The organism is Halomonas sp. FeN2, from assembly GCF_020595105.1.
Classification (GTDB): domain Bacteria; phylum Pseudomonadota; class Gammaproteobacteria; order Pseudomonadales; family Halomonadaceae; genus Vreelandella; species Vreelandella neptunia.
The window spans coordinates 3,332,232-3,344,661 of record NZ_CP074200.1 but is presented as its reverse complement, the minus strand read 5'-3'; the positions used below and the strand labels follow the sequence as shown (position 1 = coordinate 3,344,661).

The window sequence follows — 12,430 nt, the reverse complement described above, 5'->3', positions numbered from 1 at the left end:
AGGGGTAATATAGTTAAGAAGAGCGCTTTAGGACATTTTTTTACGCGTTTTGCCAACAAAAGTTTATCTACATGGCATTTGTCGCTTCAGCTTTGCTCACTCTACTATCGTCAATAGTGCTAACGCCAAAACTGCGTTCGACAATAGCCTTCTTGATAAAATGCCCTCAACTGAAGTTCTCTTCCGAGAGCTCTGCTGCTTAAGCTAGATCCTTCCTGGACCCAGTCAGAAGGCATTCACTTCTGCTTGGTAGGTGGACAAGTTAGTTTAATCGACCAGCGCCGCCGCTTCTTCAATACCCACCGAGACTAATCGCGAAACACCGGGCTCTTGCATGGTGACCCCCATCAAGCGCTCGGCGGCTTCCATGGCAATTTTGTTGTGGGTGATATAGATAAACTGAACGTTTTCAGACATCTCTTTGACCAGCCTGGCGTAACGGCCCACGTTGGCGTCATCCAAGGGGGCATCGACTTCATCCAGCATACAGAACGGCGCGGGGTTAAGCTGAAAGATCGCAAATACCAGCGACAGCGCAGTCAGCGCCTTCTCGCCGCCCGAGAGCAGATGAATGGTGCTGTTCTTCTTACCCGGCGGGCGGGCCATAATCGCCACGCCGGTTTCCAACAGATCATCACCGGTTAGCGTTAGCCAGGCGGCGCCGCCGCCGAATACCCGCGGGAACAGGGTTTGTAGTCCCGTATTCACCTGATCAAAGGTTTCGCGGAAACGCACGCGGGTTTCTTGATCGATACGCTTAATCGCCCGTTCTAGGGTTTCCAGCGCTTCGGTCAGCTCAGCGTGCTGCGCTTCCAGATAATTGCGTCGCTCGGCCTGCTGGTCGTACTCCTCAATGGCAGCGAGGTTGATCGCCCCCAAGCGGCGAATTTTGTCCGTGGTACTTTCAAGGCGCTCCTGCCAACGGGTCTCGGTCGCTTCCTGGGGCAACTGTTCGGCGAGAGTTTCGACGTTATGGCCAAGCTCAGCTAGCTGCTCATCTTGAGTAGCGGCTTTGAGCGCCAGCGCCTGCACGTCCATACGCCGCTGTTGTAGCTGCTCGCGACTCTGCTCCAGGTTGCGCTCGTGCTGCTGGCGGGCAAGTTCGTCATTGCGCAGCTGTTCTGCCAGCGTCTGAGCCTGCTGACGAGTGGCGTTCAAGCGCCCTTCCTGCTGCTCGCGCTGATGAAGCAGCTCTTCGAGTTCTTCCCCGGCCAGCTCGTCGGGTTCGATCAGCATTTCCCGTGACTCTTCCAGCTCAGCAATACGCAGCGAGAGTCGCTCTTCAGAGTCACTCGAACGCGCCTGCTGTGAGCGCAGGCTATCGCGCTCGGCGCTTAAGCGTTCGCGTTCCAGCGCCAACGCCTGCTGCTGCGCTTTGAGCGGGGCGTGTTGCTGGGTCAACTGGTCACGCGCTTCACGCTGCCGGTTGCGCTGCTCAGCGCTGGTTTCCCGCGCTTGCGCCGCGCTTTCCAACTGTTCCATCGCCACATGCCAGCGGGCACGCTGCTCGTCGATGGTAAGCGCTAACTCCGCCTCATCCTCTTGCAGTTGGGCAAGCTCTTCATCGAGTTCAGTGGCGCGACTTTCAAGATGCTCCAGCCGCTGGGCCAGGCTGCGCTCTTTTACCGCCAGCTGTTGCAGGGTGGCGGCGTGGGCGCGTTCCTGTTCGGCCTGCTGCTCACGGGACTGCTCCAGCGTTTCAATGGTCTCACTGGCCGCTTCACACTGCGCTTCTGCCAGCGCCAGCGCCTCTTCTTCACTTTCGCGTTGGGCGGTCAGTTCGGCGTAGCGGCGGCGCGTTAATAGCAGCCCATCGATACCTTCGCCGTTGGCCTGCTGGTTCAGCCAGCCGCGGCCCAGCCAAACGCCATCCTGGCTCACTACGCTTTCACCGGGTGCGAGGTGCGCGACCTGCGCCTTCGCTTCTTCTGCTGTTTGCGTATAGTGAATGCTTGCTAACCATTCGCCCAGCGCGCCTGCGCCTTTGACTAACTGATCAAGACGCTTTCCTGATGAGGGAGCCTCAGGCGATGTCTTATCGATCAAACGCCACTCCGTCGCCAAAGCTTCAGGCAAAGCAGCCAACTGATCGCGAGCGACTAGGCGAGCATTGAGCCAGGGCGCGAGCAACCAGGAAGTAAGTGCTTCCCAACCGGGCTCAACCTGCAGCACTTCACCCAGCTGCGGGGCATCCGCTAAACCATACGCTGCTAAGGTTGTGCCAATAGCAGGATCGTGATCCACCAGGGCAGCGTCAATCAACGCCTGAAGTGAGGCCAACTCACCCTGGCGCTGACTGAGTTCGGCGCGCTGATTGTCCCGCGTCTGAGTGGCCTGCTGGTAGGCTGCTTTAGCATCGCCGTAGCGCTGCTGCCATTGATCGCGCTGGGTTTGAAAACCTTCCGCCTGCTCTTCGGCCTCAGTCAACTGCGCCTGGCACACAGCGTGCTCTTCGCGCAGCGCGGTGAGATCGGCTACCTCGCTACGCTGCTGACGGCGGCGCTGATTTTCAGCCTGTAAACGCTGAATACGTTGCTCAAGGTCGCGCAGCTGATCCTGGCTGCGATCTGCATCGCGGCTGGCATCCCGCCAGCGGGTTTCGGCATCGGCCCACTGCTGCTCGGCGGTTTCCATCGCGGGAGACGCGTCGGCTAACGCCTGCTCCAGGCTTTCGAGCTGTTCCTCCAGTGCTTCGTGTTCGGGGAGCAGGTCGTCAAAGCGCTCATCAATCGCGGCTAAACGCTCCTGATCGCCTTCGCTAACGCGGCGCTGTTCGTCCAACTCGCGCCGAGCCGTGGCGATGTCGCTGGCCAACTGGGTTTCACGGCTGCGCCGATGAGCCTGATCCTGCTCTAAACGGGCGATGCGCGTGGTGGTTTCGAAGAACTGCTGCTGGTGGCGGTCAAGCACCTCAGAGAGTTCGTCATGCTGCTCCCGGGCCTGCTCCAAGCGGGTTTCACACTGGCGTACGCCGAAGACATCCTTTTCTACCGCGATTTCCAACTCGCGGACGCGGCTCTCTTGATGCGATTGCTCGGCACGCAAGGTGCGCCCACGCAACAGCGCCAACTCGCCCTTGAGCCGATACTCCTGCTCCTTGAGATCTTGATAGCGCTTGGCGGCTTCGGCCTGACGTTTGAGGCGTTCTAGCTGTTTATCCAGCTCTTCGCGAATATCGTCCAGGCGCTCCAGGTTCTCCTGGGTTCGCCGCATGCGGTTTTCGGTTTCCCGACGACGCTCCTTGTACTTGGAGATGCCCGCGGCCTCTTCAAGCGTCGAACGCAGGTCGTCGGGGCGAGCTTCGATCAGCCGCGAGATCATCCCCTGGCCGATAATCGCGTAGGAGCGCGGCCCCAGGCCGGTACCCATAAACAGGTCGGCGATATCACGCCGACGGCATTTCTGGCCGTTAAAGAAGTAGTTGGATTGTCCGTCGCGGGTGACCAAGCGCTTAACGGCAATTTCCGCGTACTGGGCGTAAACGCCGCCCATGCCGCCGTCGCGGTTGTCGAATTTGAGTTCGATGGATGCCTGGCTGATCGGTTTACGGCCGGTGGAGCCGTTAAAGATAACGTCGGCCATGGATTCGCCGCGCAGGGTTTTGGCCGAGGACTCCCCCATCACCCAGCGCACGGCGTCAATAATGTTGGATTTACCGCAGCCATTGGGGCCTACGATAGCGGTCATATTGCCATCGAAAGGCACCGTGACGGGGTCTACAAAGGACTTAAATCCGACTAAGCGAATCGACGTTAAGCGCATACCGAGACGGCGTTCCCGTTGCGATTATTCAAAAACACGGTTAATCACCACTTCAACCGCCTCCGCGTCATCAATAGACCCGACGCTGACGTTCTCCAGGTCACCGAACAGATCCCCCGGCTGGGGCATTGCTTGGCCAGAGGGTGAAACACGCACCACTAAACGGGCTTCCTGCACCTGGGAGATTTGCGCCTGTGGCGACATCGCGGCACTGTTATCGAGCGTCACGGTCATGGGCAGCTCGGATACTTGCGCCCGCACCACGGCCAGGGGCGGTAACTCGCCTTCAATATCGCGGGCAGTGATAAAGACGCTGTCATCGCCATCTACGCGCCCGACAAGCTCTTCATCCAGCGAGACACTTACACGAATGCCGGTGCCCTCGGCGACGGTTTCTTCAGGTTCAACGCCCAAGCGCTCCTGAGCCACGCGAATGCCGTCGCGCAGAGAGGAGACGGTGTTGGGATCCTCGATATTGGCAATCGCCCGGCGCCAGTGATCAATGGCCTGCTCGTAATCGCCGCTATCAAAGGCATTAATGCCCAGTAAGCCCAGCACGGTGGGCTGGCGAGGATCCTGCTCCAACGTCTCATCGACCAACGCCTGCACGTCGTCGGTAAGCTGGCGCTCGGCCATAAAGAAACGAATTTGCGCCAACTGGGCGAGCAGCGGTGGAATGCGGCCTTCAATCTCGATCAGGCGCTCCAGGGCGTCCACCGCCTTGGGCATTTGTCCGGTTTCACGGTAGAGCGGAAACAGCTCGCTCCACACATTGGGATTATCAGGCTGGCGTTCGGCCTGCTCCTCCATGCGCTCGATGTACATGGCAAGCGAGCCATCAGGGTCATTCTGAACTTCTTGCTGCACGGCCAGTAGCACCAGGTCGCCCTCAGCGCCCTTTTGCTGATACCAAATGACGCTAACAGCGACAACAGCGAGCATCACCACAGGCACGACAATACGGCCGGCGCTGGCAGCCTTTAGCGGCCGACGCTCGCGAAAAGCAGTGTCTTCCAGCAGACTGCGCTCAAGTTCCAGCCGGTCTTCCTCAAAGCGTGCGGCATCTATGTCCCCGCGTTCAAGAGCCGCTTCCAGTGATGCCAAGCGGCGCTTGAAAATCGCCACGTTCTGCTCGGCGGAGGTGTCGTTGGCTTCAAAATCACGCTGCTGGCCATGCAGTGCACGCGCCTTTCTTAGCGGTGAAACCAGCAGCCACAGCGCGGGGAGCAGTAGAATGGCAATGGCTATCCAGAGCAGCGTCATGAAGACCTCTTACGGTTAGTCAGCGCGTCTATACGCTGGCGCTCTTCGGCGCTCAACGCTTTAGCAGAGGCGTTGCGGCGGGCGCGCACCATCAGTACGACCACAATAACGCCTAGCAGCACCAGGGCGATGGGCAAGCCCCAAAGCAGATAAGTACGGCTCTCTAAACGCGGGTTGTAGAGAATATATTCGCCAAACCGCTGCACCATATGGTTGATAATTTCGATATCCGACTGCCCGTCTTGCAGCAGTTGATAAACCCGGTCGCGCATATCTGCCGAAATGGGAGCGTCGGAATCGTCAATGGCTTGGTTTTCACACAGCGGACAGCGCATGGAGGCGGTTAAATCGTGATAGCGCTTCTCCATGACCGGGTCGTCGAATTCGCGCAGTTCGATACCACCCGCCGCTGCGCCAAACGCTATGACCAGCAGTAGTAGCGCTGCCATGGTTCGCATTAGCGCCATTTTTCCACCTCCGGAAGAATTCGCTCGCGCACGTCTTGCGGAGATATGTAGCCTTTATGGTGATAGCGAATGACCCCGTCAGCATCGACCAGGAACGTCTCCGGGGCGCCGTAGACGCCAAGATCAAACCCTAGCTCGCCTTCCGGATCAAAAATATTAACTTCAAACGGATCGCCAAATTCACTGAGAAACTGCATGCCTTTCTCGCGGGTATCCCGGTAGTTAACCCCGACCATGCGAATGCCGTTATCTGCCAGTTCAAGCAGTTGCGGCATCTCCTGCTTACAGGCGGGGCACCACTCGCCCCACACATTCACCAGGGTCACTTCGCCCTCTAACAGCGTTTGGTCAACGCGGCGATTTTCATCACGCAGCGTGGTGGCTTCAAAGGTTGGGAACTCCCGCGCCATCAGCGCTGAATCTCGCTGGGAGGGATCCAGCGAGAGGCCTTGGTAAAAGAACAGCGCCAGACCTAAAAAGCACACCGGCAGCAGTAATAGCAGTAGCCGTCGCTTCATACCGTGGCCTCCTGTGCGCTATTTTGAGCACTGTTCTGAGCACTATCGCCTTGGCTGGCCACTTTGGGCGCTTCACGGCTGGCTGCGGTGCGGCGGTAGCGCTTGTCGAGCACCGCCAATACACCGCCGAACGCCATTAGCAGTGCGCCCAGCCAGAGCCATCGGACGAACGGCTTATACTGTACCCGCATTGCCCAACTGCCATCGCCGAGGTTCTCACCCATGGCTACATAGAGGTCGCGAAACAGCCCTGGACGCAGGGCCACTTGCGTCATCGGCATACCGGTGGCCAGGTAGAGGCGCTTTTCGGGCCGCATGGTAAAGCTGCGGCCTGAGTCGCCGCGCTGTACTTGTAGAATCGAGGTGTCCGCCAGGAAGTTAGCGCCGCGACGCTCGGTTAACTCGGTCATGGTGAACTGATAGCCCGCGACTTCGACCGTGGTGCCCGGCGACATGCGCACATTGCGCTCAATATTATAGTTGGACACTACGGTCACGCCGACGATAGTGACCGCAACACCTACGTGCCCCAGCACCATGCCCCAGTAAGCCAGGGAGAGCTTACGTACACCGGCCAAAAACGAGCTGGCGTGGCGGGTTTTATCGAACACATCCCGCATCATTGGCAGCACAATCCAGAGCGCAGAGACAATGCCCAGGGAGACAAACAGGTTCCACTCGCCGCGGTAGAGCAGCGGCATTAATATACCGATCACCAATGCGGCCACACCTGCTAGCCACAGTTTCCGAATCAGATCCCTTGCCGCCATGCTCTTCCAGCGTGTTACCGAGCCGAGCCCCATAAAGATACACATCAACACGGTAAGCGGCACAAACAGGGCATTAAAGTAAGGCGGGCCCACGCTGATTTTCCCCAGTCCCAGAGAATCCAGAATCAGCGGATAGACGGTACCCAGTAGCACGGTGACGGTCATAATCACCAGAAAGATATTATTAACCAGAAGCAGCGCATCCCGGGAGAGCCAGTTAAAGCCTACTTTATGACTCACCCGCGGTGCGCGTAGGGCAAACACCAGCAACGACAGCGTTACCGTAATGGCCAGCAGCATCAGGATAAAGAAACCGCGGGCCGGGTCGTTGGCAAACGCATGCACCGAGGTCAGCACCCCAGAGCGCACCAGGAAAGTGCCCATTAGCGACAGTGAGAAGGTCGAGATCGCCAGCAGTACGGTCCAGCTTTTAAACGAGCCGCGCTTCTCGGTGACCGCTAGCGAGTGAACCAGCGCGGTTCCCGTCAGCCAGGGCAGCAGTGAAGCGTTTTCGACCGGATCCCAGAACCACCAGCCACCCCAGCCAAGCTCGTAATAGGCCCACCAGCTGCCCAGCGCGATACCCACGGTCAGGAACGCCCAGGCCAGATTCGTCCAAGGTCTTGCCCAGCGAGTCCAGGCTGCATCTAAACGCCCGCCCATTAGCGCCGCAATGGCAAACGCAAAGACCACGGAAAAGCCCACATAGCCCATGTAGAGCATCGGCGGATGAACTACTAGCCCGAAGTCTTGCAGCAATGGGTTAAGGTCGGCGCCATCCTGGGGCATATCGGGCAGTAGCCGCTCGAAGGGATTCGATGTCATCAGAATAAACAGTAAGAAGCCGACACAAACCATGCCCATCACGCCCATTACCCGCGCGACCATATCCCGCGGCAGATTGCCGGTAAATAGGCTGGCCGCAAACCCCCAGCCCGCGAGCATAAAGCTCCACAGCAGCACCGACCCTTCATGGTTGCCCCACACCGCGCTGAACTTGTAGTACCAGGGCAGCAGCGAGTTGGAGTTGTTGGCCACGTTCGCCACGCTAAAGTCGTCCAGCATATAGCTGGCGGTCAAACAGGCGTAGGCAATGGCAATAAACACAAACTGCCCCACCGCCATGGGCTGACCATAGGCCATCCACAGTGGGCGTCGAGTCGCCGCACCGGCCAGGGGCATTACCGCCTGCACTGCCGCCATCAGCAGCGCAATAATCAGGGCGAAGTGGCCAATTTCAGGGATTAATTTAATAAGCATGTGTGCTCCGGCTTTGTTGCCAACCCTGAGGGACGGAAACTAGTATTCACTTGCTTGGGGTACGCCTTCTTCGTCCAGGCGTTTACCCACCTCGGCAGCTTTGGCCTGATAGTCGGCTGGCGAATAGCCTGCCTCTTCAAGCGCCTGGGCGACTTCAGGGGGCATATAGTTCTCGTCGTGGCGCGCAAGCACCTTATCGGCGTACAGACGCCCATCGGCCTGAAGCTCACCAACTACCACCACGCCTTGGCCTTCGCGGAACAGGTCGGGCAAGATGCCGCTGTAGTAGACCTCCAGGTCATCGACGTAATCGGTGACGACAAACTCGACGTCCAGGCTTTCGGGGTCACGGGAGACCGAGCCCTCTTTCACCATGCCACCGGCGCGAATCTGCCGCTCCATTGGCGCGTCACCCTGGGCGATCTGTACCGGGCTAAAAAACAAATTGATGTTAGCGCGCAGCGCGTACAAGGTCAGCCCCACAGCGATCGCGGCCAGCGACACAAGCCCCAGAATAATAAAGAGTTTCTGTTTACGTTTAGGCGTCATTGGGCGTTCCCCCTTGCGCTATTTGCGCGTCTTGCACGGCGTTTCAAGCCTTTGATCAGTTGGCGCTGTTCAGCACGCGCATGCCATACGGTGACGAGCAGCAGTAGCGCAGTCACGCCCCAGGCAGACCATACATAAGGCGCGTGACCACCCATGGCGAGAAATTCGGAAAATGAGTCAAATGCCATTAGCGGATCTCCTCTGCCGGTACTTTCACCACTTGGCCGGTCACCAGTTCCTGTACCCAGCGTTTGTTAGCTTCGCGGCGCAAAATTTCACTGCGTGTGCGCATTAGCGTTAAGGCAATGAAAAAGCAGTAGAAACCCAGCACCATAATGACCAGAGGCAGCCACATTTCAGTAGGCATGGCCGGGCGCGAGGTCAGCGTAAACGAAGCGGGCTGGTGCAGGGTGTACCACCAGTCCACCGAGTATTTGATGATGGGAATATTGATCACACCCACCATGGCCAGCACCGAGGCTGCCCGTGAGGCGCTATCGCGGCTGGTAAAAGCCCCACGCAGCGCAATGACACCCAAGTACAAAAACAGCAGAATCAGCATTGACGTCAGTCGTGCATCCCACATCCACCAGGTTCCCCAAGTGGGCACGCCCCATACGGCGCCGGAAAATAGCGCGACAAAGGTCATGGCCGCGCCAAGAGGCGCCATCACCGCCGCAGCCATATCGGCAATTTTGATTTTCCAGACCATAAACACCAGGCCGGAAACCGCCATGGCAATAAAAATAGACTGAGCCAAAAAAGCCGCTGGCACATGGACGTAAATAATTCGGAAGCTATTACCCTGCTGGTAATCTGCAGGGGCAAACGCCAACCCCCACAGCGAGCCAGTGACGATCAACAGCGCCGCCGCGATCCAAAACCAGGGCTGTAATTTGGCACTAATGCCGTAGAACCACTTGGGTGATCCCAGCTTATGTATAAAGGCCCACATAGCGTGTCCCGTCCTTAACCGTTAATACTGATACGCAACGATGCGGCAATCGCCCACGGCGCCAACATGAGTGAGGCGGCGAGCAGCGCGCCCAGGATAGCCAGGTGTGCGGAGACACCCTCTCCGAAAATGGCCGCCTGCACCGCACCTGCGCCAAAAATAAGTACCGGGATGTACAGCGGTAGCACCAGTAGCGAGAGCAGCACTCCGCCCCGTGCCAGGCCAACGGTTAGCGCTGCACCGATGGCACCAATCAAACTCAAGCTTGCCGTACCCAGTGCAAGCGACAGCGCCAGCACGGCGTAGCTGCCCGCCGGCAGCGCCAGCATAATACCCAATATCGGCGCCATCAGCGCCAACGGTAGACCCGTGAGCAGCCAGTGCACGGCCACTTTGGCCAAACTTAGCGCGACTAACGGCTGCGGCGCCAATAGCAGTTGCTCCAAACTGCCATCGTCATAATCGCTACGAAACAGGCTATCCAGTGAAAGCAGCGCGGCTAACAAAGCTGCGACCCACAGCAAACCTGGAGCAATCACCGCTAACAGCTCAGGGTCGGGCGAAATAGCGATCGGGAACAGCGTGATCACCAGGGCAAAAAACACCAGCGGGTTGAGCACTTCGCCACGGCGTCTTAGCAATAGCGTTAAGTCACGCACAAGCGTGGCCTTCACTGCGGTCATTAGCCCACCATTATGCTCACGCAGTGGCACTGCTGAAACCTGTTGAGGGGTCTCCGAGCTTTGTGAAGAGCCATGTGAAGAGCTATTTGAAGCGCCATGTAAAGAGCTGTGCAACCCTCTCTCCTCTCCCCTAGATAAGCATCGGTACCAGTGAAGGTTTCCGCGAGGGCGCTGTAAACCCCTCCTTGGGCGCTACTTTTGTCGTCCATGACAAAAGACCCTCGCTTCAACCTCCCCTGGCACCACGTTGTTGAGAGTTATTTAAGCCGCTATTTCCAACTGAGATAGTCCTGCTTTCTACCCTAGGGATATCCGTCTGAGCAACGGTGAAGCGGTTAACTCGTGGTGTGTCGTTACCAGCACGCAGCCCCCTGCCTGAGCATGGGCAACCAGCTGTTCCTCTAGATCAGCGACGCCGTGTCGATCTATCGCGGTAAAGGGTTCATCCAGTACCCATAGGGCGCGCGGCGTTAACGTTAAGCGCGCCAGGGCAACACGGCGCTGTTGGCCTGCCGAGAGCTGCCCTGCGGGCACATCTTCAAAGCCTGCCAATCCAACCCGCTCAAGGGCTTCTAAGCGCTGCTCTTCATTACTGCTCTCTCCGCTTAGGGCCTGATACCAGGCTAGATTTTCTAACGGGGAAAGCCCTGATTTAACGCCCGGTGCATGTCCTAAATAGAGTAAATTCGCGAGAAAATGTTCACGCGCTTCTTTCATCGCAGCGCCATTCCAGAACAATTCGCCCTGGTAGTCACTGAGCTGCCCGGAGAGAATTTTCAGCAGGCTGGTTTTACCACTGCCATTGGGCCCTTCAATTCGCACTATTTGACCGCTGCGAATCTCCAAATCCAACCCTTGAAACAGCCAGCGGTCGTCGCGTTCACAGGCAAGCTGTCGGGCTTGTAGACACAGGCTCAAGCGTCTCTCCTGGCATATTGATTTCGCGTCGAACTCTACACGTAAAGCCCCTTTCTCGCCACTCACACAATGCGGCGCTGGGTCGCAGCGTGATCTCCGTCAAGATGCCTTAAGACCAATTACCTCTAGCACTGTATGCAAAAACAGGTCTACAATGAAAACCACTGTATGAAAGAACATGCAATGGAGATTTCATAATGACCCTATCGATGGCAGCACCTACCGCTACGTTCGGCCGTAGACAACCTGCACCGCGCCCTTACGCGATGGCACCTAGCGTTACCCGACGCAACACCTATGCACTCAAAGTGCGTGGCAATGCACTGTGTGATTGCAACTTGTTCGATGGCGATGTCATTATTATCCGGCGATATCAACACGATACCCAGACAGAAACTGCCGTTGCCGAAATAAACCAGCAAACAATCGCCTTGAGACAGCTCACTATCAGCCGCTTTGGCGTAGAGCTATGGCCAGAAGATACTTTGCAGCCAGCGCTATTTTTGCACAACCGGGATATTCAGGTACTCGGCATGGTAATGGGTGTGAAAAGTGAGACTACCTTCACGGAGCATTAATGCGCTATCGGGTTCCCGAGCTACCCACAGAGTCATGGCATACGGCCGACATCGAAGTCGAAAAAAGCCAATTTATCACCTGGATCTGCCACGCTCCCGATATTAACGCATTCACTAATCTGCTGAATGCGGCAAAAACCGCGCACCCTAATGCCAGCCACCACTGCACTGCCTACATTGCCGGGCCACCCGGCGAGCAAAACCTGATTGGCTTTTCCGATGATGGCGAGCCTGGCGGCACCGCTGGCCGCCCCATGTATCAGGTACTCCAGGGGAGCCAACTGGGCCAGATCGGCTGTGTGGTCATTCGTTATTTTGGCGGCACCAAGCTCGGCACCGGCGGCTTAGCCCGCGCCTACGCTCAGGCAGTTAGCCATGCCCTTGAGACACTTGCTACCCGGGAAGTGGTTGAGCGCGACACCTACACTCTGCGCCTTACCTTTGCCAATGAAGCGATTGCCCGCGCCTGGTGCGAAGAGCACGACATCCCTATTGAGCAAGCCAACTACGATGGTGATGGCGTTCGCCTGACCATAGGCTGGCCAAGGGACTGTCCGCTTGATCTTGCCCCGTTAGAAAACCGCCTGAAGAGCGCTATCGACATTCTCACTCACTAGATAGCCCATCGAAATAACCCATCGAAATAGCCCATCAAAAAAACGCGGCATACTGAAAGTGTCAGTACGCCGCGCTCATTTGGTCACTCG

At 57.5% G+C, this 12,430-nt stretch carries 12 protein-coding genes; 2 read left to right on the top strand and 10 right to left on the bottom strand.

Annotation, left to right across the window (positions count from 1 at the left end; genetic code table 11):
- Positions 1–267: 267 nt before the first annotated feature.
- The 10 genes from smc to ccmA all read right to left on the bottom strand — a co-directional run bounded on the left by smc (position 268) and on the right by ccmA (position 11,145).
- Entirely contained in the window at positions 268–3,762 is a 3,495-nt protein-coding gene (gene smc, locus KF947_RS15465; RefSeq protein ID WP_227404366.1) for a chromosome segregation protein SMC, read from the bottom strand.
- Between the two features lie 24 nt (positions 3,763–3,786).
- Entirely contained in the window at positions 3,787–5,025 is a 1,239-nt protein-coding gene (ccmI, locus tag KF947_RS15460) for a c-type cytochrome biogenesis protein CcmI (RefSeq protein ID WP_227404365.1), read from the bottom strand.
- Positions 5,022–5,492, bottom strand: coding sequence for a cytochrome c-type biogenesis protein (locus KF947_RS15455; RefSeq protein ID WP_227404364.1), 471 nt, complete (start codon positions 5,490–5,492; stop codon positions 5,022–5,024). Before KF947_RS15455 ends, ccmI begins: the two co-directional genes overlap by 4 nt.
- Positions 5,483–6,010 carry a DsbE family thiol:disulfide interchange protein gene (locus KF947_RS15450; RefSeq protein WP_223287889.1) on the bottom strand — a complete coding sequence of 176 codons (528 nt, stop codon included), beginning with the start codon at positions 6,008–6,010 and terminating at the stop codon, positions 5,483–5,485. Before KF947_RS15450 ends, KF947_RS15455 begins: the two co-directional genes overlap by 10 nt.
- Positions 6,007–8,040: a heme lyase CcmF/NrfE family subunit gene (locus KF947_RS15445; protein ID WP_223287890.1), complete on the bottom strand. Its 2,034-nt coding sequence runs from the start codon at positions 8,038–8,040 to the stop codon at positions 6,007–6,009. The genes KF947_RS15450 and KF947_RS15445 overlap by 4 nt, the downstream gene beginning before the upstream one ends.
- Before the next feature lie 39 nt (positions 8,041–8,079).
- The gene (ccmE, locus tag KF947_RS15440) at positions 8,080–8,589 is read right to left on the bottom strand and encodes a cytochrome c maturation protein CcmE (RefSeq protein WP_133730773.1); all 510 of its coding nucleotides are present in this window, start codon (positions 8,587–8,589) and stop codon (positions 8,080–8,082) included.
- Positions 8,586–8,777 (bottom strand): heme exporter protein CcmD, encoded by a 192-nt coding sequence (gene ccmD / locus KF947_RS15435; RefSeq protein ID WP_133730774.1) that lies wholly within the window; start codon positions 8,775–8,777, stop codon positions 8,586–8,588. Before ccmD ends, ccmE begins: the two co-directional genes overlap by 4 nt.
- Entirely contained in the window at positions 8,777–9,544 is a 768-nt protein-coding gene (locus KF947_RS15430; protein WP_133730775.1) for a heme ABC transporter permease, read from the bottom strand. The genes ccmD and KF947_RS15430 overlap by 1 nt, the downstream gene beginning before the upstream one ends.
- Before the next feature lie 14 nt (positions 9,545–9,558).
- Entirely contained in the window at positions 9,559–10,227 is a 669-nt protein-coding gene (ccmB, locus tag KF947_RS15425; RefSeq protein ID WP_223828158.1) for a heme exporter protein CcmB, read from the bottom strand.
- 297 nt (positions 10,228–10,524) lie between these two features.
- On the bottom strand, positions 10,525–11,145 hold the full coding sequence (ccmA, locus tag KF947_RS15420; RefSeq protein WP_227404363.1) for a cytochrome c biogenesis heme-transporting ATPase CcmA: 621 nt from the start codon (positions 11,143–11,145) through the stop codon (positions 10,525–10,527).
- Positions 11,146–11,342: 197 nt separating this feature from the next.
- On the opposite strand from ccmA, the gene KF947_RS15415 reads away from it, so the two are divergent.
- Together KF947_RS15415 and KF947_RS15410 are read left to right on the top strand one after the other, a co-directional pair.
- Positions 11,343–11,723, top strand: a complete 381-nt coding sequence (locus KF947_RS15415; protein WP_227404362.1) for a LexA family protein — start codon at positions 11,343–11,345, stop codon at positions 11,721–11,723.
- Complete coding sequence (locus KF947_RS15410; protein ID WP_227404361.1) at positions 11,723–12,340, top strand: IMPACT family protein; 618 nt, start codon at positions 11,723–11,725, stop codon at positions 12,338–12,340. Before KF947_RS15415 ends, KF947_RS15410 begins: the two co-directional genes overlap by 1 nt.
- Positions 12,341–12,430 lie beyond the last annotated feature (90 nt).

Coding starts and splice junctions, on each gene's coding strand:
- ccmD (WP_133730774.1), bottom strand. CDS start 8,777: ATGGCATTTGACTCATTTTCCGAATTTCTCGCCATGGGTGGTCACGCG.
- KF947_RS15415 (WP_227404362.1), top strand. CDS start 11,343: ATGACCCTATCGATGGCAGCACCTACCGCTACGTTCGGCCGTAGACAA.
- ccmE (WP_133730773.1), bottom strand. CDS start 8,589: ATGACGCCTAAACGTAAACAGAAACTCTTTATTATTCTGGGGCTTGTG.
- smc (WP_227404366.1), bottom strand. CDS start 3,762: ATGCGCTTAACGTCGATTCGCTTAGTCGGATTTAAGTCCTTTGTAGAC.
- ccmB (WP_223828158.1), bottom strand. CDS start 10,227: ATGACCGCAGTGAAGGCCACGCTTGTGCGTGACTTAACGCTATTGCTA.
- ccmI (WP_227404365.1), bottom strand. CDS start 5,025: ATGACGCTGCTCTGGATAGCCATTGCCATTCTACTGCTCCCCGCGCTG.
- KF947_RS15455 (WP_227404364.1), bottom strand. CDS start 5,492: ATGGCGCTAATGCGAACCATGGCAGCGCTACTACTGCTGGTCATAGCG.
- KF947_RS15410 (WP_227404361.1), top strand. CDS start 11,723: ATGCGCTATCGGGTTCCCGAGCTACCCACAGAGTCATGGCATACGGCC.
- KF947_RS15450 (WP_223287889.1), bottom strand. CDS start 6,010: ATGAAGCGACGGCTACTGCTATTACTGCTGCCGGTGTGCTTTTTAGGT.
- KF947_RS15445 (WP_223287890.1), bottom strand. CDS start 8,040: ATGCTTATTAAATTAATCCCTGAAATTGGCCACTTCGCCCTGATTATT.
- KF947_RS15430 (WP_133730775.1), bottom strand. CDS start 9,544: ATGTGGGCCTTTATACATAAGCTGGGATCACCCAAGTGGTTCTACGGC.